General features: G+C 66.3%; 28 protein-coding genes and 1 pseudogene. 11 read left to right on the forward strand and 18 right to left on the reverse strand.

The features are described 5' to 3' along the window. Positions 1-35 precede the first annotated feature (35 nt). From ACFQ4E_RS10800 to ACFQ4E_RS10820, 5 genes are read right to left on the reverse strand one after another with little or no spacing between them, the layout of a single operon-like run. On the reverse strand, positions 36-2,213 hold the full coding sequence (locus ACFQ4E_RS10800) for a transposase domain-containing protein (RefSeq protein WP_386803402.1): 2,178 nt from the start codon (positions 2,211-2,213) through the stop codon (positions 36-38). Continuing rightward, positions 2,206-3,048 carry a ParB/RepB/Spo0J family partition protein gene (locus tag ACFQ4E_RS10805; protein ID WP_386803404.1) on the reverse strand — a complete coding sequence of 281 codons (843 nt, stop codon included), beginning with the start codon at positions 3,046-3,048 and terminating at the stop codon, positions 2,206-2,208. Before ACFQ4E_RS10805 ends, ACFQ4E_RS10800 begins: the two co-directional genes overlap by 8 nt. Next, positions 3,045-3,287, reverse strand: a complete 243-nt coding sequence (locus ACFQ4E_RS10810; RefSeq protein ID WP_386803406.1) for a hypothetical protein — start codon at positions 3,285-3,287, stop codon at positions 3,045-3,047. Before ACFQ4E_RS10810 ends, ACFQ4E_RS10805 begins: the two co-directional genes overlap by 4 nt. A gap of 38 nt (positions 3,288-3,325) precedes the next feature. Then, positions 3,326-3,670 carry a hypothetical protein gene (locus ACFQ4E_RS10815; RefSeq protein ID WP_386803408.1) on the reverse strand — a complete coding sequence of 115 codons (345 nt, stop codon included), beginning with the start codon at positions 3,668-3,670 and terminating at the stop codon, positions 3,326-3,328. Then, on the reverse strand, positions 3,667-3,930 hold the full coding sequence (locus ACFQ4E_RS10820; RefSeq protein ID WP_386803410.1) for a hypothetical protein: 264 nt from the start codon (positions 3,928-3,930) through the stop codon (positions 3,667-3,669). Before ACFQ4E_RS10820 ends, ACFQ4E_RS10815 begins: the two co-directional genes overlap by 4 nt. Positions 3,931-4,022: 92 nt before the next feature. Here ACFQ4E_RS10820 and ACFQ4E_RS10825 point away from each other — a divergent pair. From ACFQ4E_RS10825 to ACFQ4E_RS10835, 3 genes and pseudogenes are all read left to right on the forward strand, one after another. Further along, a pseudogene (locus ACFQ4E_RS10825) lies at positions 4,023-4,208 on the forward strand (helix-turn-helix domain-containing protein); the annotation flags it as partial. 21 nt (positions 4,209-4,229) lie between these two features. Beyond that, entirely contained in the window at positions 4,230-4,751 is a 522-nt protein-coding gene (locus ACFQ4E_RS10830; RefSeq protein ID WP_386803472.1) for a S24 family peptidase, read from the forward strand. After that, entirely contained in the window at positions 4,752-5,159 is a 408-nt protein-coding gene (locus ACFQ4E_RS10835) for a hypothetical protein (protein WP_386803412.1), read from the forward strand. Between the two features lie 1,078 nt (positions 5,160-6,237). Here ACFQ4E_RS10835 and ACFQ4E_RS10840 read toward each other — a convergent pair. The 5 genes from ACFQ4E_RS10840 to ACFQ4E_RS10860 form a co-directional block, all read right to left on the reverse strand. Further along, entirely contained in the window at positions 6,238-6,660 is a 423-nt protein-coding gene (locus ACFQ4E_RS10840; RefSeq protein ID WP_386803414.1) for a secondary thiamine-phosphate synthase enzyme YjbQ, read from the reverse strand. Further along, positions 6,657-7,319, reverse strand: coding sequence for a nitroreductase (locus ACFQ4E_RS10845; protein WP_386803416.1), 663 nt, complete (start codon positions 7,317-7,319; stop codon positions 6,657-6,659). The genes ACFQ4E_RS10840 and ACFQ4E_RS10845 overlap by 4 nt, the downstream gene beginning before the upstream one ends. Further along, positions 7,316-7,843: a peroxiredoxin gene (locus tag ACFQ4E_RS10850; RefSeq protein WP_386803418.1), complete on the reverse strand. Its 528-nt coding sequence runs from the start codon at positions 7,841-7,843 to the stop codon at positions 7,316-7,318. Before ACFQ4E_RS10850 ends, ACFQ4E_RS10845 begins: the two co-directional genes overlap by 4 nt. Positions 7,844-7,978: 135 nt before the next feature. After that, positions 7,979-8,524: a peptidylprolyl isomerase gene (locus ACFQ4E_RS10855; protein WP_386803419.1), complete on the reverse strand. Its 546-nt coding sequence runs from the start codon at positions 8,522-8,524 to the stop codon at positions 7,979-7,981. Continuing rightward, positions 8,517-9,023 (reverse strand): peptidylprolyl isomerase, encoded by a 507-nt coding sequence (locus ACFQ4E_RS10860; RefSeq protein ID WP_386803421.1) that lies wholly within the window; start codon positions 9,021-9,023, stop codon positions 8,517-8,519. Before ACFQ4E_RS10860 ends, ACFQ4E_RS10855 begins: the two co-directional genes overlap by 8 nt. A gap of 289 nt (positions 9,024-9,312) precedes the next feature. Here ACFQ4E_RS10860 and ACFQ4E_RS10865 point away from each other — a divergent pair, with 289 nt between their 5' ends. After that, positions 9,313-10,500 carry a phosphoglycerate kinase gene (locus ACFQ4E_RS10865; protein ID WP_386803423.1) on the forward strand — a complete coding sequence of 396 codons (1,188 nt, stop codon included), beginning with the start codon at positions 9,313-9,315 and terminating at the stop codon, positions 10,498-10,500. Positions 10,501-10,621: 121 nt separating this feature from the next. Continuing rightward, a complete protein-coding gene (locus ACFQ4E_RS10870) occupies positions 10,622-10,924 on the forward strand; it encodes an FtsB family cell division protein (RefSeq protein WP_386803425.1) in 303 nt (100 codons plus the stop codon). 85 nt (positions 10,925-11,009) lie between these two features. Here the strand turns inward: ACFQ4E_RS10870 and ACFQ4E_RS10875 are convergent, their stop codons facing one another. Then, a complete protein-coding gene (locus tag ACFQ4E_RS10875) occupies positions 11,010-12,665 on the reverse strand; it encodes an ABC transporter permease (protein WP_386803426.1) in 1,656 nt (551 codons plus the stop codon). A gap of 87 nt (positions 12,666-12,752) precedes the next feature. Here ACFQ4E_RS10875 and ACFQ4E_RS10880 point away from each other — a divergent pair, with 87 nt between their 5' ends. After that, positions 12,753-13,640 (forward strand): hypothetical protein, encoded by an 888-nt coding sequence (locus tag ACFQ4E_RS10880; RefSeq protein WP_386803428.1) that lies wholly within the window; start codon positions 12,753-12,755, stop codon positions 13,638-13,640. Next, positions 13,637-14,362 carry a YkgJ family cysteine cluster protein gene (locus ACFQ4E_RS10885; RefSeq protein WP_386803430.1) on the forward strand — a complete coding sequence of 242 codons (726 nt, stop codon included), beginning with the start codon at positions 13,637-13,639 and terminating at the stop codon, positions 14,360-14,362. The genes ACFQ4E_RS10880 and ACFQ4E_RS10885 overlap by 4 nt, the downstream gene beginning before the upstream one ends. A gap of 56 nt (positions 14,363-14,418) precedes the next feature. Here ACFQ4E_RS10885 and ACFQ4E_RS10890 read toward each other — a convergent pair whose 3' ends face one another. After that, a complete protein-coding gene (locus ACFQ4E_RS10890) occupies positions 14,419-14,679 on the reverse strand; it encodes a DUF2312 domain-containing protein (RefSeq protein WP_386803432.1) in 261 nt (86 codons plus the stop codon). Between the two features lie 120 nt (positions 14,680-14,799). Between ACFQ4E_RS10890 and ACFQ4E_RS10895 the strand changes: the two genes are divergently transcribed. Continuing rightward, entirely contained in the window at positions 14,800-15,015 is a 216-nt protein-coding gene (locus ACFQ4E_RS10895) for a hypothetical protein (RefSeq protein WP_386803434.1), read from the forward strand. 14 nt (positions 15,016-15,029) lie between these two features. Here ACFQ4E_RS10895 and ACFQ4E_RS10900 read toward each other — a convergent pair whose 3' ends face one another. After that, positions 15,030-17,036 carry an enoyl-CoA hydratase-related protein gene (locus ACFQ4E_RS10900; RefSeq protein ID WP_386803436.1) on the reverse strand — a complete coding sequence of 669 codons (2,007 nt, stop codon included), beginning with the start codon at positions 17,034-17,036 and terminating at the stop codon, positions 15,030-15,032. Between the two features lie 115 nt (positions 17,037-17,151). Further along, positions 17,152-17,367, reverse strand: a complete 216-nt coding sequence (locus ACFQ4E_RS10905; RefSeq protein WP_386803437.1) for a hypothetical protein — start codon at positions 17,365-17,367, stop codon at positions 17,152-17,154. A 308-nt stretch (positions 17,368-17,675) separates the two neighbouring features. On the opposite strand from ACFQ4E_RS10905, the gene ACFQ4E_RS10910 reads away from it, so the two are divergent. The 3 genes from ACFQ4E_RS10910 to ACFQ4E_RS10920 are packed head-to-tail and all read left to right on the forward strand — an operon-like array spanning position 17,676 to position 18,970. After that, positions 17,676-18,101, forward strand: a complete 426-nt coding sequence (locus tag ACFQ4E_RS10910; protein WP_386803439.1) for a YeeE/YedE family protein — start codon at positions 17,676-17,678, stop codon at positions 18,099-18,101. Continuing rightward, on the forward strand, positions 18,101-18,535 hold the full coding sequence (locus ACFQ4E_RS10915; protein ID WP_386803441.1) for a DUF6691 family protein: 435 nt from the start codon (positions 18,101-18,103) through the stop codon (positions 18,533-18,535). The genes ACFQ4E_RS10910 and ACFQ4E_RS10915 overlap by 1 nt, the downstream gene beginning before the upstream one ends. A 9-nt stretch (positions 18,536-18,544) precedes the next feature. Beyond that, on the forward strand, positions 18,545-18,970 hold the full coding sequence (locus ACFQ4E_RS10920) for a TIGR01244 family sulfur transferase (RefSeq protein WP_386803443.1): 426 nt from the start codon (positions 18,545-18,547) through the stop codon (positions 18,968-18,970). 83 nt (positions 18,971-19,053) lie between these two features. Here the strand turns inward: ACFQ4E_RS10920 and ACFQ4E_RS10925 are convergent, their stop codons facing one another. The 4 genes from ACFQ4E_RS10925 to ACFQ4E_RS10940 form a co-directional block, all read right to left on the reverse strand. Then, a complete protein-coding gene (locus ACFQ4E_RS10925; RefSeq protein WP_386803445.1) occupies positions 19,054-20,082 on the reverse strand; it encodes a FliM/FliN family flagellar motor C-terminal domain-containing protein in 1,029 nt (342 codons plus the stop codon). Positions 20,083-20,171: 89 nt separating this feature from the next. Further along, positions 20,172-22,853 carry an ATP-binding protein gene (locus tag ACFQ4E_RS10930; RefSeq protein WP_386803447.1) on the reverse strand — a complete coding sequence of 894 codons (2,682 nt, stop codon included), beginning with the start codon at positions 22,851-22,853 and terminating at the stop codon, positions 20,172-20,174. Further along, positions 22,850-23,143: a hypothetical protein gene (locus ACFQ4E_RS10935; RefSeq protein WP_386803448.1), complete on the reverse strand. Its 294-nt coding sequence runs from the start codon at positions 23,141-23,143 to the stop codon at positions 22,850-22,852. The genes ACFQ4E_RS10930 and ACFQ4E_RS10935 overlap by 4 nt, the downstream gene beginning before the upstream one ends. After that, positions 23,140-23,511, reverse strand: coding sequence for a response regulator transcription factor (locus ACFQ4E_RS10940; RefSeq protein WP_386803450.1), 372 nt, complete (start codon positions 23,509-23,511; stop codon positions 23,140-23,142). The genes ACFQ4E_RS10935 and ACFQ4E_RS10940 overlap by 4 nt, the downstream gene beginning before the upstream one ends. Between the last annotated feature and the right edge of the window lie 95 nt (positions 23,512-23,606).

Consider the following 23,606-nt stretch of genomic DNA (forward strand, 5'->3'; position numbering starts at 1 on the left):
TCCTCATCGTTTGGTGTTTCGGCGCGCGCGGGGCCCTAACCCGCCGCGCCACTCCCTCCCCCCTCGAACCCGCTGCCGAGATCCTCGTGGATCCTCTTCTGAGCCCTGTACTCGGGGGTCTGCTGGTAGCTCGACAGCCACCGTTCCTGGTCGCGGGTCAGAGGCTCTCCGGCCTCCTGACGGGCTTCCATCTCAAGAGCGCGCCTGAAAAAGAAGCGCGGATCGTCTTCGTCCTCGGTCGGGCGCTGACGTTCTGCTTTCCGGGCGTTGAAATCCGCCACAAAGGCCTCGCGCGCGGCGCGCTCCTCGTGGGACATGGGCGCGGGCTGAACCCGAGGTGCCTCCAGAGGGCGCGCCCGCGGCAAGCTGACCACCTTCGCCTCCAAGGGCTCGGTCGGGGCACCATCCGGCGGCGCGGCACCGTCGAGGAACTCGCCGAGCTTGGCCGCATCGAAGCGCCGCGCGGCTTCGGCCGCTTCCTTCTCGGCCTTCATCCAGCGCCGCTGCGCCGACTTGTGCGCCCGCGCCTCTTCGAGGTCGAAGAACCCGGCCGCGAGTTTGCAGGCGGCCTGGCCGAGGAAGGTGCCGTCGAGCCGATAGAGCTGCAGCCCCGCGCGCAGGTCCGCCGGATCAAAGCGCGCCACCACCTTCTGTCCCGCGATCTCGTGCATCCACGCGGACCAGTACTCGTTGCCCATGAACTTGATCAGCCCGGTCTTGGCATGGGCATTCACGCCCTCTGCCCCCATCAGCCACAGCCTGCGCTGTTCCGCCGTCGCCTTGCGGATCGGAGCGCGGCGATAGCTCTCCTCGAATGTCTCGAGGATGCTGCGTCCCATGGTGGTCTGGCCGCGGCGTCCGCCCCGCGCGTTGTGCTCCTCGATGCCCTCCGAGACGATCCGGATGAACTCCTCGAGCGCGATGGCACGGGAGCCATAGTTCTCCGGCTTCGCATCGGGCCGATTGCCGGTGTAGGCGCCTTCGAACCGCGGATCCTTGGCAATATCCTCGCAGAGGTCCCGAAACGCGCGTTCGATCGGCTTGGACTGGCCGCTATAGGGCGTGGCCCAGTGAACATTGATCCCGAGCTGCACGAGAACGCCCGGGATATCGTCATCCTTGACCTTGAAGCGGAACCTGGTCGGCACGCCGCCCGTCAGGAACTTGTTCGCGAACTCGCGCCCGTTATCGAGGACGATCCGCTCCGGAATGCCGAAGCGCTCGATCATGTCGCCGAGCGCCAGGCTGACGCCCACCTTGTTCGGCGTGCGGTCGATCCGCCAGCTGAGGATGCGTCCGGAATAGATGTCCTGGAACGCCACCATCTGCGGACGCACGATCTCGAAGCCGCCGGAGCCATCGTCGAGAGGCCAGCGCACGAACACGTCGAACCGATGGTAGTCGGCGTTGACCGCCTCCATGGCCTCAAGCGAAAGCCGGTCGCGCGTCTGGCTCGGGAACCTCCGCTTCAGCGCCTCCGAGCCCTCACGATGCAGGATCATCGTCAATTCCGAGACGTCGCGCTCGAGGTGGCGGCGCATGGTCCGCTCGCCCGCGGTCTCCCACCCTTCCGCTTCGGCGACGCGCAGCGCGCGCCGGTAGCACGCGCGAAAATTCGGGCCCGAAGGCCGAAGGTAGTCGGACTTCAGGAACTCCCAGAAGTCCTGTGAGAAACTGGCTTTCGTGCCGCGGTTTCCTGCCCGGGAATACCGCGGGATGAGATAGGCGAGGCGATCGTCGAGACGGATACCCTCGACCAGCGCCAGCCAGGTCCAGATCGCCCGATAGGAGCACTTCCGCAGGCGAGCAACCTCGCGCACCGCGTGGTCCTTGCCCACATGCGGCGCAAGGGTCTCGACCATCTGGATCGCCTCGAGCCGCATCCGCGCCACCTCGCGGTGCTTTTCGGTTTGCTGTTCGTAGAATGCCCAGGCCTCGGTTCGGTCGACCGGCTCCGTCGCAGGTGCCGCAGCAGGCTTCCGGGCCTGGGCAAGGAGCCGGGCCTGGGCGACCTCGGGCAACAGCGTCCAGTGATACTCCCAGCCGCCGCCCTTCCCCGTCCGACGGCGCGCCAATCGCGCGTGCGTCCTCCAAGCAAATCGCTTTGCGCGTTCCAGAATGCGCCGCTCGGAGGTCGGAAGGCCGGGAAGGTTGGCTTCTGCCAGCTCCTTCGGCGTCCACCACTCTTTGTTGGGGCGGAACGCCTTAGCCATTGTCGGCCTCGGCAGCGCGCTCGCGCAGAAAATCTTCAAAGAGGCGCTTAGCGGCTGCGGGTGCCCGGTCGTAGAGTATCACCAGCTTTCTGTACGACTGCTCTACGGGATCGCTGTCGGCAGGCCTTTCGCCGACGGAATGATACGCCTTCAGCGCTGCGGCCGCCGACCGTTCCGATCCATCCGCGAGCGCTTCGACGACGTGATACCGCTCCACGGGATTGCCGATCTTGCCGATGACCATCAGGTCCTTCAGCGTTACCGATCGCGGCGCGGCACGCAGCTTGGCGACCTCGTCTGGACCGAGGTTTCCTCCGGCACTGACGAGACGACGGACATGGCGTTCAGTCAGGCCGAATTTCTCGGCAGTTGTGCTGGCAAAGGATACGACGGACATGATGTCCGCCGTATTCCAGCGCTTCGCAACCAGGTCCGCTCCGGTTGCGGCAGCCGCCTGCGGAAACATCTTTTCGTAGACCCGCTTCCGGGCTGCCAGGAACACCGCGCTGTCCAGCGCCGTCAGCTCCGCGCCTGCGAGGTTGTCGTCGATCTCCATCAACCGGGCGAAGTCGTCGTTGCAGTCCCAGGCGGTGACCGGGATCGTCTCCCAGCCGAGCCGCCGAGCCGCTTCCAGACGGTGACCGCCGGCCAGGAGCCTGAACTCGCCGCTCTTGCGCATCTTCCGGACATGGATCGGGTCCTTCATGAACCCGAGCTCGGTGATCGAGGCCATCACCGCCTCCACACCGGCTGTCGAGACCGGCCTCAGCCTGTCCTTCGCGACGATGTCGGAGACCGGAAGCTCGGTCAGGCTCATCTTGCGCGCGGTACTCATTCCAGCGAGCCCTCCGGCGCGCTCTCCAGCGTGTAGAGGAACACGCGTTTGCCCTCCCGGGTCTCCACCCGGCAGCTGATCTTCGCGCCATTGTCGCGCAGCTCCGCGATCACCGAATTGACGGCACAAATCTGCGCCTTTGTGGCCAACTCGAGCGTGCTGACCGCACCTTTCGCGGCCTTCAGCACGTCGAGTGCGCGGCGCAACCGCGGAGAATGAGAGAGACGGGCGTGATGCATCTAGGCGGACCTCGAAAGCTATTGGAAAAATTGAGAAATCACTGCAGAACCCCGGCAATGACGAAGGCGGCATAGGCGAGAACCGCCACGCAAAGACCGCCGATCACGTCGCCGAAGACCCCGTCATCCAGCCTTGCCAAGAGACCCGGGCGACGCGGCGCCTCCTCGTACTGCACAAGATTGCCCGGCTCCTCGGTAAGACGCTCGAGCAGCAGCTGGTCGCCATGCTCGCGGATCAGGCGCGAGGCGTGGCGGAGATCGGCGAAACAGCCGGGATCGCTGACCCGGTCAGTTATGAGCACCGCGACAGCGACGCGCTCTTGAGGCGTGAGGTTCGCCACAGTTGCATCTGCGAGGGCCGAGAGCTGCTCATGGCGGCTCATTTGCCGAGCCCCTCGCGCTTGATCCGCTCCGCATAAAGAAGCGCAAAAAGGTCCGGACCGATGGCCTTGATCAGCTCCTCACGCACCCGCTGAGCAGCTTCGTTGTTCGAGTAGCCGATCAAGCTGTTGCGCAGGTTTTGAGGGTTGCTGCCGATCCGCTCCGCAAAGGTCGAGGCACGAGATCCCAGCGCGCGCAGAGCTCCGCATGCGACATCGTTGAAGATCGGCCCGGGCTGGTAGTTTTGCTGATGTTTTGTCATAATTTGGGCTCCAAACAGGGCACCTTGACCGTGAGTTACGTTCAAACGCAAAATGACCGTATTAAACGATCAATTCAAGAGCTTTTTCCTAAATGAACGCAATTTACGGTCAACGGCTCGCAAGCCTTCGGAAGGCTTTGGGGTTGTCTCAACGGGCCCTAGCCCAAAAAGTATCACGAAGTCAGGGTTTTATCGGAGACATAGAGGCTGGACGAACGGAGCCATCGTTCGACCTATTGGTGCGTCTTTGGACTATTCTGGGCGTAAACCCAGTTTGGATGCTTGCAGGCGACGGAGACATGATCACCAAGCCAGCGAAGTATGAAGGACGCACGAGAGATATAACTCAAGCTGATTTGTCAAAACCTGCACGCGGCGACGTTGTAATTGGAGCGAGCGAGGTACAGTTGGTCCGAAGATTTGAAATTGCAGCATCGGCCGGGAGAGGAAAACTAATTCCCGACGAGCAATCTGCGGACAATATTGCATTTACTAGAGAATGGCTTCTTCGACATGGAATAAATGGCGATCTTGCGGGCCTTATAAAAGTCGAAGGTGACAGCATGTCGCCAACCATTCGAAATGGGTCCCTCGCCCTAATTCACTTTGCTGAAAAGACGATAGTGAACGGAAATATGTATGCGTTTACGCTCAACGATGAGCTTTTCATAAAGAGACTAGCCGTATTAGGATCTGAGGATGATATCCGGCTACTCATAACTTCAGACAATCCAAATTATCCACCAAAGACGATTGAAGGATCAGAGGCACAATCTATTTTCATATCAGGCCGTGTAAGAGCGGTTATTTCGGAGATCTGAATGAAGTCAGCACTTATTTATTCCGCAGCCTTCTGGCTTTCTCTCGGAACTGCAAATGCCGAGGAGAAGCCCTCGGAAGCAGATTTCCTGCACTCAACCTTTGAAGCCTATATAAGTTACTCTGCCGACCTGAAAGCGTGCAATCCGACGTATCAGCCGCCTGAGCGGGAAATTCGAGAGCTGGCCTATAAGATCGCCAATTACAAAATGCGACATGAAATTAAATTCTCGTACAAAGATGAAATAGTCTATCGCAAGACGCTCTGGAGACAGGGCCTAGAGCAGTTGAATTCAGAAGTCGAGCGCTGGAAGAAAGGCTGTACATCGCCTGGCAGAGATAGCCCGGAGGGCCTGCTACATATAGCGCGACAATATGCCGACCTGATCCGTCTCATCTCCAAACAATAACGCATTTCAACTCTCGCAATCATCTTCCACCTGGAAGGTGATTGGCGACGACGGTGAAATGAGAATTTGCCGGCCGAAATGGACTGGCGCATCTCGACCCGTAGCAACGTCAGACGAATGCGCGTCGAGATCGTCCGCTGGATCGCATTACATTGTCCTGGCACGCCGCGTTCCCGCGAAAATCCGTTCCGAGTTCGGAAGGACCATCGCGCACCACCTGAAAACCTTATGTGCCTGTATCTAAAGGCGTAATCCCGTTCTCGGAACTGGAAATCTTTCTCGGAAGCGCAGTTCCGAGTTCCACGACCAGGTCGCGGAGATTTTGGGCCCAAATTCGGCGCCATCAGGACCATTTTATCGTTGATTGAAGAGGGCTTAGACCCGCTCCGTCACAACCGGGTTGTCCTTTCGCGATGTGGCACCGCAGAAAGACCCCTGACGTTCTCCATGACTGCACCTCGGATGGGGGGAAATCGACCGAAAAAGCGTCCGAGAAAAGCTTGACGATCGCGCGATACGAAAAACGCCAACCATCCGTTTTCATTGCGCGAATCCCGTTCTCGGACGTTTTGCGCAAACTCCGCGCCCTGCGTCCGAGTTCCACGACCTGATCGCGGCGATTTTCGGCCCAAACTCGACGCCATTAGGACCAATTTATCGTTGATTGAATAGGGCTTAGACCTGCCTCGCCTCGATCGGCGAAAATTTAACATAAAGGCCCTTACGAGCGCTCGAAACGCCGCTTTGAAGCGTCACTGCACTGACATGTGGAGACGTTTGATCCGCTCGACCGAACAGCCCCCAACCCTCCGATTTATCTAGGTCTTCCGGCTTCTTCCGACCTCCACCGAGGTCTTCCGAGGTCCTGCATATCAATGTGTCACCTAACAGCGAGGCCGATGGAACCGATGAGGCAGGCGCGTGTTCGCACCACAAGGCCCCTTCGGCCGTGCATCCGGCGCCACCGACGGCGGAGTTTGCGGCCCCGGAGACCGACCGCCCCTTACCGGTAGCGCTCGTGCTGGATGACAGCTCTATCGCTACCGGTTCACGAAAGATCCCCGTCAGCTCAGGCCCGTCAGCTCACGAAAGAGGCCGCCACCCGCCGCGTGTGCGGTGCATCCCGATGCTCGAAGAGATAGATGCCCTGCCAGGTCCCGAGCGCCATCCGGCCCCGCACAACCGGGATCGACAGCGACACCGGCAGGAGCGCGGCCTTGATGTGGCCCGGCATGTCGTCCGGCCCCTCATAGGTGTGTGTCAGGTAGGACATCGACGGATCGGTCGTCGGCGGCACCAGACGGGAGAAGAAGGCTTGAAGGTCGGTCCGCACCTCCGGATCGGCGTTCTCCTGGATCAGGAGGCTTGCCGAAGTGTGCCGCACCATGAGCGTCAACAGACCGTCGCCCCGATCCGCAACCCAGGCCGCGACCTCGCGGGTGAACTCGGTCAGGCCGGGGCCGCGCGTGGCGATGGTGAACTCCGTCGAGGCGACGCTCATTCGACGAACCGCACCGCATCGGCAACCGGCGCGCGCGGGACGCGGTAGCGGTTGATCGGGTGATCCTCGTCGGCATAGCCGAGCGCCACGCCACAGACCACGTTGCGTCCCTCGGGCAGATCGAACTGCTCGGCCAAGAGGGGCGAGACGGTGGCGAGAGCTCCTTGCGCGATGCTCGCGACCCCATGCTCGGCGGCGGCGATCATGACGTTGTGCACATAGGCCCCGCAATCGAGCACGCCGTAAGTGCCGAGCTTGGCCTCGGTGGTGACGATCAGCGCGTGCGGCGCATCGAAAAGCTCGAAATTGCGCCGTGATTGGCGGCTGCGCGCGGCGCTGTCGTCGCGCGTGATCCCCACCGCGTCATAGAGCTGGAAGCCGCAGGCGCGGCGGCGGTCGCGATAGACGCCCTCATAGGCTTCGGGAAACGGGATATGCGGATCGGGCTCGAGCCCGGCATCGAAGGCGGCGCAGAGCGCCTCGCGCAGCCGCTCGGTCGCCGCGCCCGAGGTCAGGACGACCTGCCAGGGCTGGACATTGTTCCAAGAGGCGGTCTGCTGTGCGGTCCCCAAGATCGCGTCGAGCACGCCCCGCGGCACCGGGTCAGGCCGGAAGGCGCGGCAGCTCCAGCGGCTGCGCATCAGCGCATCGAAGCTCATCGCGACCTCAGCCAGTCGAGCATCACCTCGGCGGCGGAGCGGTCGAGCGGCATGCCGGACGGGTTGTCCTGAAAGCCCGGCTCGGCGAAGAGCTGCGCGATCGTGCCGTCCTCGACCAGCATCGCGTAGCGCCAGCTCCGCATCCCCATGCCTGTCGCGGTCCGGTCGATCAGCATGCCCATCTTGCGGGTGAACTCGCCATTGCCGTCAGGCAGCATCTTCACCTTCTCGATGTCGCGCGACTTGCCCCACTGGAACATGACGAAGGCATCGTTGACCGAGAGCGCGTAGACCTCGTCCACCCCCGCCGCGCGCAGATCGTCATAGAGCCGCTCGTAACCCGGCAAATGGCTGTCCGAGCAGGCGGGCGTGAAGGCGCCGGGCAAGGCGAAGACGACGACCGTTTTCCCTGAGAAGATCTCGTCGCTCGTGACGTCCTTCCATTCGAACGGGTTGTCGCCGCCGAGCGCGGGATTGCGCACGCGGGTGTGGAACACGGCATCGGGCACGGTTTGCGGTGTCATCTGGGGTCTCCTCGTCACTGTCGCTTTTGTCCCCGGAGAGTAGACCGCGCCGCAGCGCGCGCCATCCCGGAGATGCAAAACGCCGCGCACCGGGGAGCGGTGCGCGGCGCTTGTCGGTCTCACGTCGCGGCCGTGTCACTCGGTGACGCGCACGGCCTCCATGCGGTCAGGCTCGCCCACCACGGCGCCGTTCGGGCCGGTGCCGCGCTTGATCGCGTCAACCACGTCCATGCCGTCGGTGACCGAGCCCACCACGGTGTACTGACCGTTCAGGAAGGGGCCCGGCTCGAACATGATGAAGAACTGCGAGTTGGCGCTGTCGGGGGATTGCGACCGGGCCATGCCGACCACGCCGCGCTCGAAGGGAAGATCCGAGAACTCGGCCTTGATGTCGGGACGGTCCGATCCGCCGCGACCAGCCATCGACATGTCGCCGCCCATCTTGCCGAACTCCACATCGCCGGTCTGCGCCATGAAGCCGTCGATCACCCGGTGAAAGACAACCCCGTCATAGGCGCCCTCTTCCGCCAGCGCGGTGATCTGGGCGACGTGGTTCGGAGCGACATCCTCGAAGAGGTCGACGGTGATGGTGCCGTTGGCCTCGCCCGCGACGTCGATCTCGAGACCGGTGGCGAAGGCCGGAAGCGGCAGAAGGGCCAAGGCGAGGACGAGCTTACGCATCGGCGGCCACCTTCACGCTGATCATCCGGTCGGGCTTGGCGGGCGGCTCGCCGCGGGTGATCGCATCGACATGCTCCATCCCCGAGATCACCCGGCCATAAACGGTGTACTGGCCGTTCAGGAAGTGGTTGTCCTTGAAATTGATGAAGAACTGGCTGTTGGCCGAGTTCGGGTTCTGGCTGCGCGCCGCGCCCAGAGTGCCGCGGTCATGCGGCAGCTTCGAGAACTCCGCGGGCAGGTTCGGAAGCTCGGAGCCGCCGGTGCCGGCCATGCGGATGTTGAAGTCCTTTTCCATGTTGCCATGCGCCACATCGCCGGTCTGGGCCATGAAGCCCTCGATCACGCGGTGGAAGGCGACATTGTCATAGGCGCCGGAGCGCGCGAGCTCCTTCATGCGCTCGGCATGCTGGGGGGCGACGTCGGGCAGAAGCTCGATGGTCACGGTGCCATCTTTCAGCTCCATGAGGATGGTGTTCTCTGGGTCCTTGATCTCGGCCATTGCGGGCTCCTCGGCTTCAAAGGGTCATTGGCGCCTTTGGTAGCGGCGCGGGGGGAGGCGAACAAGTCACCGTTGCGCGGGCGGCGGATCGGTCGAGGCGTATTTGGAAAAAGAAGAAGCGCAAAGGGGCGGCGTGCCTGGGGTTTTGACGGCGGCGCGCGGGCGGGCTATGGAAGCCATGTTAGCGCTATCGGCGCTTGACCCGATGCCCGGAGGAGGCAGGTCTGGAATTGACCCCGCCTGCCCCCTGCGGCAGCACAGGCGGCAACCGAACCAAAGGAGGCTCAGGATGGCCTGGAAAACCCTCGACGACATGGATCTCTCGGGCAAGCGCGTGCTGGTCCGTGTCGACATCAACGTTCCGGTCGAGGATGGGCGCGTGACCGACGCGACGCGGATCGAGCGCATCGTGCCGACCGTCGACGACATCGTCGCGGCGGGCGGAATGCCGATTCTCTTGGCGCATTTCGGCCGTCCCAAGGGCCAACGTGTCGAAGAGATGAGCCTCGCGCAGCTGGTGCCCGCGCTGGAAGAGGCGCTCGGGCGCGAGGTGGTCTTTGTCGCCGAATGCCACGGACCGGCCGCCAAGGTCGCCTCGGAGGCGCTCAAGCCGGGACAGGTGCTGCTTCTGGAAAACACCCGCTTCGAGCCCGGCGAGGAAAAGAACGACGCGGGCCTTGCGGCGGAGATGGCCAAGCTCGGCGATCTCTACTGCAATGACGCGTTCTCGGCCGCGCATCGCGCGCACAGCTCGACCGAGGCGCTCGCGCGCGAGCTTCCCGCCTGCGCCGGGCGGCTGATGCAGGCGGAGCTTTCGGCGCTCGAGAAGGCGTTGGGCTCCCCCGAGCGCCCGGTCGTGGCGGTCGTCGGCGGGGCCAAGGTCTCGACCAAGCTCGAGCTCCTGTCGAACCTCGTGGAAAAGGTCGACATCCTGGTGATCGGCGGCGGCATGGCCAACACCTTCCTCGCGGCGCAGGGCGTCGATGTCGGCAAGTCGCTCTGCGAGCATGACATGGCCGGAACCGCGCGCGAGATCGCCGAGAAGGCGGCCTCGGGCGGCTGCGAGATCCTCTTGCCCCGCGACGTGGTGGTCGCGCGCGAGTTCAAGGCGGGCGCGGCGCATGAGACGGTCAAGGCCGAGGACTGCCCCGCCGACGCGATGATCCTAGATGCAGGACCGGATTCGGTCGCGCATGTGAAGGAGGTGCTCGACCGCGCGAAGACGCTGATCTGGAACGGGCCGCTCGGCGCGTTCGAGATCGCGCCCTTCGATGCCGCGACCAATGCCGCCGCGGCGCATGCGGCGGATCTTTCGGCGGCGGGCAAGCTGGTCTCCGTGGCAGGCGGAGGCGACACGGTCGCGGCGCTGAACAAGGCCGGTGCGGCGGAGAAGTTCACTTATATCTCGACCGCAGGCGGTGCTTTCCTCGAATGGATGGAGGGCAAGACGCTGCCGGGCGTCGCGGCTCTCGGCTGAGCCTCCCGCGCGATTTCTGGGTCCCCCGCGCAAATTCCGTTCGCGCGGGGGATTCCTATCCCATCCGAGACGTGCCATAGTGAACGGCAGCGCCCGCCAGAGGCGCCGTTCGAGGCAGAGCATGACCCATCTTCGCAAGCCCACCGCGCTGGGGCCGATCCTTTACACCGCGCTTGCCATGGTGACGGGCGCGAGCTTCGTCTTTGCGGCGGTGCAGGGTGATTACGGCATCTTTCGCCGCGCTGAGATCAATGCCGAGGCCGAGGCGCTCGAGACCGAGCTCGCAGAGGTGCGCGCCGAGGTGGCGCGGATGGAGAACCTCACCAGGCGGCTGTCCGACGATTTCCTCGATCTCGACCTGCTCGATCAGCAGGCCCGCGATGTGCTTGGCATGATCCGCGCCGACGAGGTGGTGGTGCGCTGAGCCGCGCAGCTCACGCATAAGATCAACTTTTACGTGTAATCCCCTGCCTTCGCGGCAGAACAGCCCCGTGTTTCGCTGCGAAACATCAGCGGTTGGCGCGCGCCAGGAGCCCCACGGCACAAAGCCCGACACCGATCACCAGGATCGCCGCGGGCGCGGTGCCTCCGAGATTTTCCAGGCTCGCCTGCTCATGCACGCGCGTCGCGAGCGTCTCGAAATTGAAGGGACGCAGGAGGAGCGTGGCGGGCAGTTCCTTGACGCAATCGACGAAGACCAGAAGCAGCGCCGAGGCAACGGAGCCGCGGATCATCGGGTAGTAGACCGCGCCCAGCACCTGGCCCTGGTTGCGGCCCAGGGACCGCGCGGCCAGGGCGAGATTGGGCGAGACCCGCCCCATCGCCGCGTCCGCCGCGCCTTGGGCGATGGCGAAGAACCGCACGCAATAGGCGAGGATCAGGGCGAAGGCCGAGCCGGTCAGGAGGAGGCCGATATCGGTGCCGGTCATACGCTGGACCGCGTCGGCCAGACCGTGATCGAGCGCCGCGAGCGGGATCAGGATACCGACGCCCAGAACCGCGCCCGGGGCGGCGTAGCCGATCGAGGTGACCGGCATCAGGAGCCGCGGCAGGCGCTGGCGCGAGATGCGGACGCCGTAGACCATGAAGACCCCGCCCGCGACCGTGACCACGGCGGCAATGGAGCCCACCATCAGCGTGTTCAGCGTCGCGCTGAGGAGCCGCGGATCGAGCCATTCCTCGGCATTGTCGAGCGCATGCTCGAGGATGACGCCCGCGGGCAGCACGAACCCCATCAGAAACGGCAGGGCGACAAGGCCCGTCGCGAGGGCCGCGGAGGCGCCGTGCAACTCCTTGCGGATGGCGCGACGATGGCCACGCGAGAGATCGAAGAACCGCATCTTCCGGCGCGAGATCCGCTCCATCGTCACCAGGACGACGACGAGGACGAGGATCACGCAGGCGATCTGGGCCGCGCCACCCGCGTTGCCCGATTGCAGCCAGACCGAGAAGATGCCCGTGGTCAGCGTCTGAACGGCGAAATAGTCGACGGTGCCGAAATCGTTGACGCTCTCCATCATCACGATGGCCACGCCTGCCGCGATAGCGGGCCGGGCGAGCGGCAGGCCGACGCGGCGGAAGCGCTCGAACGCGCCCGCGCCCAGGGACTGCGCAACCTCTTCGGCCGCGCCCGATTGTTCGCGGAAGGCGGCGCGGGTCAGGAGATAGACGTAAGGGTAAAGCGCTGCCGACAGCACCAGAATCGCCGCGCCCATCGAGCGGATCTCCGGGAACCAATAGTCGCGCGCGTTCTGCCAGCCCATCAACGCGCGAAGGCCCGTCTGCACCGGTCCGGCATATTCCAGAAGATCGACAAGCGCATAGGCGCCGACATAGGCCGGGATCGCGAGCGGCAGGAGCAGCAGCCATTCCAGCCAGCGCCGGAGCGGAAACTCGTAGCGGGTGATCAGCCAGGCCGCGCCGGTGCCGGTGAGCGCGGTCACGAGCCCGGTCGAGAGCATCAGGACCAGCGTGTTGCCCAGATAGCGCGGCAGCGTGGTCGAGATCAGGTGCGGCCAGATATTCGTCTCGGGGAAAACCGCGATCCACGCCACGGCGAGGATCGGCGCCAGCACGACCGCCGCGATCGCGACCGCGCCGAACGACCAGAGCGACAGGGAGGACCTGCGCCCCGCGGCGGTCTGGACTGTGGTCGAAGCGGTCATCGCGCGTCCTTGACGGTTGCAGATAGGCGGTTGGAACCCCGGCGAAAGCGCTTATAAACAGGCTGGGCAGAGACAAAAAGAGACGCGATGAAAGTCGTTCTTCACACAGGCGTGCATTTCACCGACGAGGGACGCCTGCTGCGCTGCCTCCAGGCCAACGAGCGGCTTCTGAATTCGCGCGGGAGCCACGCGCCGGGGGCCAGCCGCTATCGCAAGTTCCTGTCGGACCAGGCGCATGCGCTGGCCGATCCCAAGGCCAAGCCCCCCGCTCCCGAAGAGGTGCGGCGGGTGTTTTTCGGCGATGTCGATGCCGAGACTCGGATCGAGCGGCTGGTTCTGAGCCACGAACAGCTCTGGGGCGTGCCGAAGCTGGCGATGCAGGGCGGCCTGCCCTATCGCAAGGCCGAGGACAGGACCGGCGCGGTGCGGCGGCTCTTTCCCGACGCGGAGTTCGAGCTCTTCCTCGCCATCCGCAATCCGGCGACCTTTCTGCCCGCGGCCTTCCGCGAGACGCCGCTTCCCAGTTTCGACGAGTTCATGTCCGGGCTCGATCCCGCCGAGATGCGGTGGTCGTCGCTGATCGCCCGCCTCCGCGCGGCGCATCCCGAGATCCCGATCACCGTCTGGTGCAACGAGGACACGCCGCTCATCTGGGGCGAGATCGTGCGCGAGGCCTCGGGGCTGGAGCCCGGCGAGCGGATCAAGGGCAGCTTCGAACTTCTGGCCGAGATCATGCAGAAAGAAGGCATGGCCCGGTTCCGCGCCTATCTGGCCGAGCATCCGACGATCAACGAGCGCCAGAAGCGCCGGGTGATGTCGGCCTTTCTCGACAAATACGCGCTCGACGACGCGATCGAGGACGAGGTCGATCTGGCGGGCTGGGACGGCGTCTATATCGACGCGCTGAGCGCGAGTTACGAAGAGGACGTCTGGCAGATCGGCCGCATGTCCGGCGTCACCCTGATCTCGACGTGAGCGCGGCGGGGCTGACGTCCAAGCTGCGGCGGGCGCGACTGCGCGCCAGCGGCGCGGCGGTCGAGCGCGCGCGGAAGCTTCTCGGCATCTATCTCGACACGGCGGACCAGCACCGGGTGCCGCGCGACGAGCTCTTGCGCTCGATGGCCGACGGGGTGCCGGCGGTGCGGATCGGCGGCGCGGAGCTCGAGGCGCAGGCGGGCGATCCCGAGGGGATCGCGGCCCGGGCCGCCTGCCGTGCGGGCTGCGCGTTTTGCTGCATTCTCGCGGGCGAGGACGGCGCGGTGATCTCTCAGGCCGAAGCGCGCCAGTTACATGCCGCGCTGGCGCCGCTGGCGGGGGCAGCCTCCGGGCGCGACTGGCACCCCCGCGCCTGCCCGGCGCTCGATCCCGAAACGCGGACCTGTCGGGCCTACGCCGCAAGGCCGATGATCTGCCGCAGCTACCTGTCGACCGATGCGGAGGCCTGCGAGGCGGTGTCGAAAGGCCTGCCCGCCGAGGGGCCGGGCGTCCTGTCGGCGCAGAGCGTCTATCTCGCCTGCCTTGCCTTCGCACGCGCGCTTCTGGGGCGCGACGCGGTGGCGAGCTACGGGCTGGCGCGCGTGGCCGAAGGCGCTCTTGCGGAGGAAAGCGCCGAGACGTCGCTCGCGGCCGCGCGGCACAAGCCGCGGGTGCTGGAGGACGAGCTGAAGCGCCTCTCGGGCGCGACCCCAAGGCGCTGATCCTTTATAAATTCAGCAGCTTAACCGACAATGCTCGCGCAAAGCGCGAACTGCGGTCAGGCCATGCCGAGCGCGGCCTTGTACATCTCCAGCACCGCCTCTTCCTCGGCGATATCGTCGGGCTCGCGCTTTCTAAGAGCGATGACCTTGCGCATGACCTTGGTGTCGTAGCCGCGGGCCTTGGCCTCGGCCATGACCTCTTTCTGCTGGTCGGCGATGTCCTTCTTTTCCTGCTCGAGACGCTCGAAGCGCTCGATGAACTGGCGCAGCTCGCCCGCTGCGACGCCGTAGCTGTCCGATCCCTGTCCGTCTTGCATGCTCGGTCTCCTGCCTGAAAGAGGCTTCCCGATACCCCAGCGCGCGGGATCCCATCAAGGGGTTGCGGCAGCGGCACGCCTGATTTACCGCCGCAGGGGTCCGGCAAGGAGGCAATCGGCATGGAGATCTTGGTCTGGGGCGGCGCGGCGGTGTCGGTGGCGGGGCTCGCGGGCCTGATCTGGTGCATCTTGCGGGTGACCCGCGCCAAGCGCGCCGGTCTCGGCGACGACGCGCTCAGGGCGGAATTGCAGAAGGTCGTGCCGCTCAATCTCGGCGCACTGCTTCTGTCGGCGATCGGGCTGATGATGGTGGTGGTCGGGCTCCTGCTCGGCTGAGCAGGCGGCGCGCGTCAGCCCAGCGGCGCCGGTGACACCGCGTCGAGGCTTACGAACCCGGCGCCGTTCTTGACGAGCTCGGCCCAGAGCGGATGCGGGGTGGCAAAGGCGCGGTCGGGATGATCGAAGCTGTCGAGCTTGCGCTTCAACCGGAAGAGACCCGCGGCATCCGCCGCGAACATCGGGCCGCCACGCCAGCGCGGAAAGGCGAGCCCGAGGATCGCGATCACGTCGATATCGACCGGCCGCCCGGCCATCCCCTCGCCCACCATATGGAGCCCCTCATCCGCGAGAGCGGCGAGCAGCAGGTCCTGGATCTCGGTGTCTGGCATCCGCGTGGTAGGCGGGCGCGCGGCATCGAGGAGCGCGATCAGCTCCGGATCCTCGCTCTCGCCCCCCGCCGCGTGTCGATAGAAGCCCTGCCCCGTCGCGCGACCGGCGCGACCGGCCTCGGCGAGGCGCGCGCTCCAGTTGACCGCGCCCTCCGTGCGCGGGGCTTGCGCGTGGGCCGCCAATCCGGCAACGTCGCGGTTGCGGAAGGGCAGCCGCGCCCATCCCCAATTCAGGAGCGCCCAGTCGATGGCATAGGGGCTTTGCCCGGCATCGACCAGCGCGTCTGCGGCCCGCTGCAGCGCGGCATCGAGCCGACGCACGCCGGTCTCGCCGGTCGAGCGCAGCTGGACCGGGGCCTTGTTGAGTTTCGTGGCGAAACTCAGGGCGTGGGCGATGTCGCGCGGCTCGGCCTCGGGTCCGGCGAGGATTTCGAGCAACCGGCTGTCATAGGCGGGCGGCTGGAACCGCAGCCCGAGGCGGCGGACATCCGAAGGCACGGCCTTGGCGTGCACGAGATCGAGAGGCAGCCGCACCCCGCGCTGCCCCGGCGCGGCGATCACGGCGAAATCGACATTCTGGGCCATCGCCTCGGCGTCGCCGAGCGAGAGATTGGCGACGAGTTCCGCGAAATGTTCGGTGGTGCCGCGCCCCACGGCGGCGAGGTGGCGGAAGAGACGCTCGACCTCGGCGACACCGGCGCGCAGACGCTCGGGATCGCGCGCGCCCCAGGCCACCGAGAGCCCGGACACAAGGCAGGCGACGACCAGGTCCGCGGCAAGGGGTCCCCCGCCTAGAATGGCGACACGGGCGATCTCCGGCAGGGCCGTGCCCTCGGGCACGCGCGGTCGCGCGGCCTGGCGCTCGGCGACGAGCGCGTGCCGCAGCGCCTTGGAGGCCTCCGAGCGCAAAAGCGTCTCGAAACTGTCGACCTCGAAGGCGAGCCCCGCTTCGAACGGCAGAAGCGCGGCGGCCTCGACGGCGGCGATGATCTCGGTCTGCGCCGCGCTCGTGGCGCCCCCGATGCGTTCGCGGCGCTCGGCGATCGCGGCCTGGTAGGTCGCCATGTCGGAAAACCCGCCCCGGTCCTGGGACAGACGCGGCAACGGGCTGCGGCCCAGAAGCGACCGGCAGGTCTCGACCGCGACTGCGCGCAGGTCGCCATCCACCAGCCTGTCGAACAGCCGCGCGGCGGGGGCGTCGGCGACGCTCATGAGCTTGGTCTCGAGAAGGCAGTCGAGCGTCGGCCCCGCGCCGAGACGGCGCGGCAAGCGCTGGGTCGCGCCCGCCGAGGGCATCAGCCCGACACGCAGCTCGGGCATGCCGATCTTCGCATCCCTGGGCGCGACCCGTCCATGCGCGGCCAGCGCCAGTTCCAGCCCGCCGCCCAGGACCGAGCCCGAGAGCGCGGCCACCACCGGACGCGCGCTCTCTTCGATGCGCGTGCAGAGATCGGCGACGGTCGGCGCCGCGGTCATGTTGGGGATTTCGGCGATGTCCGCGCCGAGAGGGAAGCCGCCGGGGCCGCCGATCAGGACGACGCCCGCCACGTCCTCGCGCGTGAAGACGATGTCAAGCGCGCGGGCCAGCGCCTGGCGGAGCGACAGCGTGAGGTTCGCCGGAGACGGATCGGCCCCGATTTCGAGCACCGCGACATCGCCGCTGAGGCTCATTCTGACGAGGACCGACATACGCTCTCCTGCACTTGATGGAAAAAACCAAGCGTTCAGGCCACATTAGAAGGCGGTCGGTCCGGTCTGGCAATCGGTCGCCGACGGAGGGCGACCGGGGCGTGTCCGCGAAGACTCAGACCGGCATATTGTCGAAATGCGCCTCGAGCGCCTCTTCGACACGCAGGTCGGTGCGGCGACGCACGCGCGGACGGCTGGCGGCCAAGGGGCGGCCGAGCGTGGTCACGACGCGGTCGAGACGGGTCGCAATCTCTTGGCGCTCGGCGGCGTCATCGAGATCGGCGATCTCGGATTCCAGAGCATCGATGCGGTTGTAAAGCGTGTCGCCCATGTTCAGTCCTCCCCTGCTGGCCTGGACCGCGGCACGGCCCGATAGACGCAAATCCTTCCTTCTGCCTGAAGCATGCCGCCACCTGACCTGCGGCGCATCCTCGGCAAAAAGACCCTGATAGACCTGCGCGTGTTCTACGACCTTGGTCTATGATCGCATACGGATCAAGGTTGGATAGCGCTATCAGAAAGTGACGCGGCGCTTTTTTACACGGTCGTCACAAACTGCCCAAGAGATACGCAGTTGCGGCAATTGATTACAGATATGAATATGTCTATATGTCTCGCAACTGAACTGCGGAGGGCGTCATGCCACTCGACTATCTCTACGGCCTCGGCGGCGGCCTTCTGATCGGGATCGCCGCATCGCTGTTTCTGCTCGGAAACGGGCGCATCATGGGCGCGTCCGGGCTGATCGGCGCGCTGATCGACGGATCGGGCCGCCGCGATGCGGGCGAGCGCCTGCTGTTTCTCCTGGGCCTTGCGGGCGCGCCGGCGCTCCTGGCGCTGATCTTCGCGCCGGAGATCACCCATCTGACCACCGCGGTCTGGGCGCTCGTCGTCGCGGGCCTTTCGGTCGGGATCGGCACGCGGATGGCCAATGGCTGCACCTCGGGCCATGGGGTCTGCGGCATCTCGCGCCTCAGCCCGCGCGGCATCGTGGCGACGCTGATCTATCTCGTCTCAGGCGGCGTGACGCTCGTCGTCTTCCGCCATCTTCTGGGAGTGATCTGATGCGCAAACTGATCAGTTTCCTGTCGGGCGCGCTTTTCGGAGCGGGCCTGTGGCTCTCGGGCATGACCGACACGTCCAAGGTGCAGGGCTGGCTCGACGTGTTCGGCGACTGGGATCCGACGCTGGCCTTCGTCCTGGGCGGGGCGATCCTGCCGATGGCGATCGCCTGGCGGGTCGCCGAGACCGGCGGCACGTCCTTCGCTGGCAGCGCCTTCCCGGCCCGACCGCCGATCCGCTTCGACCGCGGTCTGGTGCTGGGCTCGATCCTCTTCGGCTTCGGCTGGGGGCTCGTGGGGCTGTGCCCCGGCCCGTCCATCGCGGCGCTTTCCTATGGCGGCTGGCCGCTTCTGGTATTCCTCGCGGCGATGTTCGCGGGCATGGCGGCGACGCCCCATATCGTGCGGCGTCTCGACAGGGCCGTTCCGGCGCAGTAGGTCAGGATCATGGATATTCGACAGGTGACCCCCGACTATGCCGTCACGCCGCAAATCGCGGTCGAGGACGTGCCCGCCATCGCCCAGGCCGGTTTCGTCCGTGTGATCTGCAACCGGCCCGATGCGGAAGTCCCGCCGAGCCACCAAGCCGACGCGATCCGCGCCGCGGTCGAGGCCGCGGGGCTGAGCTTCGAGGCCTTGCCGCTGACCCACCAGACCATGACGCCCGAGAATATCGCGCGTCACAAGGCTTTGGCCGAGGGCGCCGAGGGCAAGGTTCTGGCCTATTGCGCCTCGGGCACCCGCTCGACGGTGATCTGGGCGCTCGGTCAGGCCGGCGCGCAGCCGGTGGACGAGATCCTCGGCACCGCGGCGCGCGCGGGCTACGATCTGGGGGGATTGCGGCCGCGGCTCGAGGAGATGTCGGAGGGCTGAGCCTTTCCACAGGGTGACAGGATCGAGACGGCGGGCTCTTCGGGTCCGCCGTTTTGCATTGGCGCTGCTACCGGTCCGGGATGTCATTTGCCCGGGCCGATTTCGTCGAAGGTGAGCGGCGGCAGGTCTGGCAGCGTCTCGGGCAAGGCGCGCGGGGCGGGCGGAGGCGCTGCGCGCGCGGGTGCGTCCGCTACGGCGGTGGGCGTGTCCGGGGCAGGTTCAGCCGCTTGCGGCTGACCGCCCAGCGCGTCGCTCAGGCGGAAGGCGCGGTGTCCATCCACCTGCCCCAACCGCCCGCGCGAGATCCGGTGGCGGGGACCGGCGACAAGCTCCGCCGTGCCGAGCGCGCCGCGCGGCAGGCTCAGGACATCGCCGGGCTGGAAATCGCGCACCTGGGACAAGGGCAGCGTGACGCGGGCCAGAACGACGTCGAGCTGCGCGGGCAGCCCCAGCATCAGCGCCTCGTGCGGGCGTCCGCGAGAGGTGCCCGCAGGTTCATCCGCCGCGTCGTCATGCTCGGGCACCGGCAGGAGCAAAACCACCCGCCCATGCCGCCGCCCCCCCGCGAGATCGAGCGCGGCGGTGAAGCCGCGATAGGCGCTGGCGTTCAGAAGGTTCCCGGCGCTTCGGGCCGATTCCAGCATCGCGCCGAAGCGAAACTCGGCGGCGGGCTCTTCGTCGAGCGCGGCGGCGTAGCCCGCAAAGCGCGTCAGCGCGTCGTCGAGAAGCGGCGCGGTCATGGCCGCGTCGGTGGCGGTGAACACGCGTTCCTCGGGGCGCATGGCCGAGACGAGGCCCAAGGTCTGTATCTCGATCAGCCCCGCGACAAGGGTGCGGTCGAACCCGGCGAAACCGGGCTGGCCGTCGGGGCCGTCGAGCAGGAGGATCAGGTCGCAATTCGACAGCGCGCGGACCGCCATCTCCTGATCGTAAAGGATGCTTTTCGGTTCGCGGGCAAGGACGGCGAGATCCCAGAGTCCCTCGGCCGCGCGGGCGAAGGCCCGGCAGAACGCCTTTTCCAGCGACATGCCCCGGGCGTCCTGTCGCCGCCGGGCCGCCTGCGCCTTCTGGCGCAGGCCATCCCGGTCGTCCGATGCGCGTCTGTCCGGCATGTTGAGAGAGTGCCTGTACTGTGTCCTGCCGTGTCTCGACACTGGCAGCGATGTCCTAACAAACTCTTTCTACAGCCAAGTTTAGAGGTTTATTGCGCCGCGATATCCTCGATCGCGACCTCCGGCAGGCTGACGCGGAACGCGGTGCCGGGCTCGCCCGCGAGATAATCGATGCCACCGCCGAGCCGGGTCATGATCTGGCGCGAGATCGCGAGGCCCAGCCCCGCGCCCGAGGCCTTCTGCTCGCTGATCCGGGTGAACTTCTCGAAGATCACCGCGCGGACCTCGCGTTCGAGACCGGCGCCGTTGTCGATGAAATCGACAAGAACGCGGCCCTCGCCATGGCTGACGCGGATGGTCAGCTCGGGCGCCTCGGCCTCGCAGTATTTCCCGGCATTGGCCGTCAGGTTGATGAAGACCTGCGCCAGTCGGTCGGCATCGGTCACGAGCGTGACCTCCTCGGTGGCCGGATCGCGGCGGATCGCGATGCCGCCGCCCTCGCCTGCCCCGGCCGAGGCCAGGGCGCGGTCGATCACCTCGTCCAGGCGCACCGGCTGGAGGTTCAGGCTGACCTTGCCGTGCTCGAGCACCGACAGGTCGAGAAGATCGTCGAGAAGGCGGGTGAGGCGGAAGGCCTCGGAATGGATGATCGAGGCGTAGCGGTGGCGCTGCTCGGCCGGCACGTCCCCGTCGCGCAAGATCTCGGAAAACGCGCGGATCGAGGTCATCGGTGTGCGCAGCTCGTGACTGACCTGGCTGAGGAAGGCGTCCTTCTGGACCGAGAGGCGGGTGAGCTTGTCATTGGCCTCGCGGAGCTGGCGGGCGGTTCGGGTCAGCTCGGTCGATTGCTGCTCGAGGCGCGCGGAATATTCCATGAGCTGGGCGCTCTCGTCGGCCACGGCCATGAGGTCCTGCACCGAAATCTGCGTAGCGCCGACGATCTGGCTGACCATGGCATGGGCGGTGGCCGCGCCGACCGAGCCGCCGAGCTCGCGCTCGAGCGTCTGGAGGAAATCGGGCGTGGGCTCGGGCAGGTCGGTGCGCCCGCCCTGCCGCCGCGCCTCGGCCCGGAAGAGCGCGAGCGCGTCGGTGGCGCCGAGGATGCGCTGCGCCATGATCAGGAGGTCTTCGCTCTGGGCCAGCCCGCCGGTCCAGCGATGCGCGGTCGCGGGCGCTGCGTTAACGAATTGCGCGCCCTGCAGGCGCTCCAGCGGACGCGGGAAACTGAGCGCGGAGAAGACGAAGACGCAGGCGGCGTTGAGCGCGAGACTCCAGAACACCGCGTGCAGGAGCGGATCGAGACCGGCGATGCCGAAGAGCGCCTGCGGACGCAGCCACCCGAGGCCGAAGGGACCTTCGGCGAGGATCGCGGGCGAGACCGCGGAGGGCCCGAGCGACGGCAGGAAGAGCGTGTAGAGCCAGAGGGCGAAGCCGACCGACAGCCCCGCCAGCGCGCCGGTGCGCGTGGCCCCGCGCCAGAAGAGCCCGGCCAGCATGGCGGGCAGGACCTGGCTGACGCCCACGAAGCTCACGAGACCGATGGAGGCGAGCGCCGTGCCGCCGCCAGAAAGCGCGTAATAGCCGTAGCCCAGCGCCAGGACGCCCGCGACCGAGAGCCTGCGCGCGGTCAGAAGGACATCGCGCACATCGCCCGAGATCGCCGCGCCGCCGCCCTGGATGCGCAGCCAGAGCGGCATGACAATGTGGTTCGACACCATCGTGGCCAGCGCCAGCGCCGCGACGATGACCATGGAGGTCGCCGAAGAGAAGCCGCCCAAGAAGGACAGGACCGCCAGCCCCTCGGCGCCCTGGCTGAGCGGCAGGGTCAGGACGAAGAGGTCCGGGTTCGAGCCCGGCGGCAGCAGCTCGAGCCCCATGACGGCGATCGGCAGGACGAAGAGCGACATCAGCATGACGTAGAGCGGAAAGGCCCAGCTTGCGGTGCGCAGGTGGGTCTCGGAGGGGGCCTCGACCACCAGCACCTGGAACATGCGCGGCAGGCAGAGGAAGGCCGCCGCCGAGAGGAACATCAGCCCCGCCCAGCGCCCGCCGGAGACGTTCCACGCGCCGAGCGCGGAGGCGTCGATGCGGTCGAGCATCGCCGAGGGTCCGCCCCCCAGCCCCCAGACCACGAAGATGCCGAGCGACAGGAGCGCGGTCAGCTTGACCACGGCCTCGACCGCGATGGCCATGACGATGCCGTAGTGGCGTTCGTTGGCGTCGAGATTGCGGGTGCCAAAGAGGACGGTGAAAAGCGCGAGCCCCGCCGCGACCCAGAAGGCGGTGAAGCGGTGCGGGTCGGCGCCGGATCGGAGGCTGCCCTGGAGGCCGAAGACCTCGAAGGACAGGGTCACCGACTGGAGCTGGAGCGCGATATAAGGGGTCGTGCCGACCACCGCGAGGAGCGTCACGAGGACGCCCAGAGTGTTCGACTTGCCGTAGCGCGACGAGATCAGGTCGGCGATCGAGGTGATGCGCTGCGCGCGGCCAATTCGGACCAGCTTGCGCAAGATCCACCACCAGCCGATCATCACGAGGCTCGGGCCGAGATAGATCGTCAGGTATTCGAAGCCGGTGCGCGCGGCGGAGCCGACCGCGCCGTAGAAGGTCCAGGCGGTGCAGTAGATCGACAGCGACAGCGTGTAGACCACCGGTGCCGAGACCCAGCGGCCCCGGCCGCGGCGCGCCGCGCGTTCCGCCACGAAGGCGATGACGAAGAGAAACGCCACATAGCCGAGACAGGCGAGAAAGAGACCGTTGAGCGCGCTCACCCCTCGCTGCCTCCCGCCTCCGCAAGGCTGTCCTCGGCGGCGTCGCGGGCGAGCCGCGCGGCGAAGAGCCGGGCCATGACGATCAGCACCGCCCAGCCGGTGAAGAGATAGATCAGCACCGAGGACGAGGACGGCGCCTCGGCGCCGCCGCGCGCCCAGAGCAGCGGGACGAGCCAGATGAAGAGGCCCAGCACCGGCAAGAGGCGCAGCCCGTCGCGCAGGCGCCGCCGCCGGTAGGAGCGGCGTTCGAGAAAGACCGGTGTGCCGCGCGGATCCTCTTCGAGGCTCATGTCACCGGCGCGAGCGCGCGCACGGCTTCGAGCATCTCGGCATTGGAGAAGGGCTTGGTCATGAAATGCGACACCCCTGCCCGCTCGGCCAGCTCGCGATCCTTGGGCTGGCCGCGCGCGGTCAGCATCATCACCGGCAGACCCGCGGTCTCTTCCCGGGCGCGGATCTCGCGCAGGATGTCGTAGCCGGATTTGCCCGGAAGCATGAGATCGAGGATCACCACGTCGGGTTTCTCGCGTTCGACCACCTGCGCGGCGTCGGCCCCGTTGGAATGGGATTTCACCGTCCAGCCGTCGCGCGACAGGATAAAACTGATCGCCTCGATGATGTTCGGTTCATCCTCGATCAGCACAAGATGCCGTCCCATTGTCCCGCACTCCTCCCCAGACGCGGTCGGAGGCGGTGTATCCGCCTCTCGTTCATTATCTTTTCTCCCTGCTCCGTTTTATGGAGCCTCACGCG

Source organism: Litorisediminicola beolgyonensis, from assembly GCF_042679605.1.
In the GTDB taxonomy this organism is placed as follows: domain Bacteria; phylum Pseudomonadota; class Alphaproteobacteria; order Rhodobacterales; family Rhodobacteraceae; genus Litorisediminicola; species Litorisediminicola beolgyonensis.

Coding starts and splice junctions, on each gene's coding strand:
- ACFQ4E_RS10800 (WP_386803402.1), bottom strand. CDS start 2,213: ATGGCTAAGGCGTTCCGCCCCAACAAAGAGTGGTGGACGCCGAAGGAG.
- ACFQ4E_RS10805 (WP_386803404.1), bottom strand. CDS start 3,048: ATGAGTACCGCGCGCAAGATGAGCCTGACCGAGCTTCCGGTCTCCGAC.
- ACFQ4E_RS10810 (WP_386803406.1), bottom strand. CDS start 3,287: ATGCATCACGCCCGTCTCTCTCATTCTCCGCGGTTGCGCCGCGCACTC.
- ACFQ4E_RS10815 (WP_386803408.1), bottom strand. CDS start 3,670: ATGAGCCGCCATGAGCAGCTCTCGGCCCTCGCAGATGCAACTGTGGCG.
- ACFQ4E_RS10820 (WP_386803410.1), bottom strand. CDS start 3,930: ATGACAAAACATCAGCAAAACTACCAGCCCGGGCCGATCTTCAACGAT.
- ACFQ4E_RS10830 (WP_386803472.1), top strand. CDS start 4,230: ATGATCACCAAGCCAGCGAAGTATGAAGGACGCACGAGAGATATAACT.
- ACFQ4E_RS10835 (WP_386803412.1), top strand. CDS start 4,752: ATGAAGTCAGCACTTATTTATTCCGCAGCCTTCTGGCTTTCTCTCGGA.
- ACFQ4E_RS10840 (WP_386803414.1), bottom strand. CDS start 6,660: ATGAGCGTCGCCTCGACGGAGTTCACCATCGCCACGCGCGGCCCCGGC.
- ACFQ4E_RS10845 (WP_386803416.1), bottom strand. CDS start 7,319: ATGAGCTTCGATGCGCTGATGCGCAGCCGCTGGAGCTGCCGCGCCTTC.
- ACFQ4E_RS10850 (WP_386803418.1), bottom strand. CDS start 7,843: ATGACACCGCAAACCGTGCCCGATGCCGTGTTCCACACCCGCGTGCGC.
- ACFQ4E_RS10855 (WP_386803419.1), bottom strand. CDS start 8,524: ATGCGTAAGCTCGTCCTCGCCTTGGCCCTTCTGCCGCTTCCGGCCTTC.
- ACFQ4E_RS10860 (WP_386803421.1), bottom strand. CDS start 9,023: ATGGCCGAGATCAAGGACCCAGAGAACACCATCCTCATGGAGCTGAAA.
- ACFQ4E_RS10865 (WP_386803423.1), top strand. CDS start 9,313: ATGGCCTGGAAAACCCTCGACGACATGGATCTCTCGGGCAAGCGCGTG.
- ACFQ4E_RS10870 (WP_386803425.1), top strand. CDS start 10,622: ATGACCCATCTTCGCAAGCCCACCGCGCTGGGGCCGATCCTTTACACC.
- ACFQ4E_RS10875 (WP_386803426.1), bottom strand. CDS start 12,665: ATGACCGCTTCGACCACAGTCCAGACCGCCGCGGGGCGCAGGTCCTCC.
- ACFQ4E_RS10880 (WP_386803428.1), top strand. CDS start 12,753: ATGAAAGTCGTTCTTCACACAGGCGTGCATTTCACCGACGAGGGACGC.
- ACFQ4E_RS10890 (WP_386803432.1), bottom strand. CDS start 14,679: ATGCAAGACGGACAGGGATCGGACAGCTACGGCGTCGCAGCGGGCGAG.
- ACFQ4E_RS10895 (WP_386803434.1), top strand. CDS start 14,800: ATGGAGATCTTGGTCTGGGGCGGCGCGGCGGTGTCGGTGGCGGGGCTC.
- ACFQ4E_RS10900 (WP_386803436.1), bottom strand. CDS start 17,036: ATGTCGGTCCTCGTCAGAATGAGCCTCAGCGGCGATGTCGCGGTGCTC.
- ACFQ4E_RS10905 (WP_386803437.1), bottom strand. CDS start 17,367: ATGGGCGACACGCTTTACAACCGCATCGATGCTCTGGAATCCGAGATC.
- ACFQ4E_RS10910 (WP_386803439.1), top strand. CDS start 17,676: ATGCCACTCGACTATCTCTACGGCCTCGGCGGCGGCCTTCTGATCGGG.
- ACFQ4E_RS10915 (WP_386803441.1), top strand. CDS start 18,101: ATGCGCAAACTGATCAGTTTCCTGTCGGGCGCGCTTTTCGGAGCGGGC.
- ACFQ4E_RS10920 (WP_386803443.1), top strand. CDS start 18,545: ATGGATATTCGACAGGTGACCCCCGACTATGCCGTCACGCCGCAAATC.
- ACFQ4E_RS10925 (WP_386803445.1), bottom strand. CDS start 20,082: ATGCCGGACAGACGCGCATCGGACGACCGGGATGGCCTGCGCCAGAAG.
- ACFQ4E_RS10935 (WP_386803448.1), bottom strand. CDS start 23,143: ATGAGCCTCGAAGAGGATCCGCGCGGCACACCGGTCTTTCTCGAACGC.
- ACFQ4E_RS10940 (WP_386803450.1), bottom strand. CDS start 23,511: ATGGGACGGCATCTTGTGCTGATCGAGGATGAACCGAACATCATCGAG.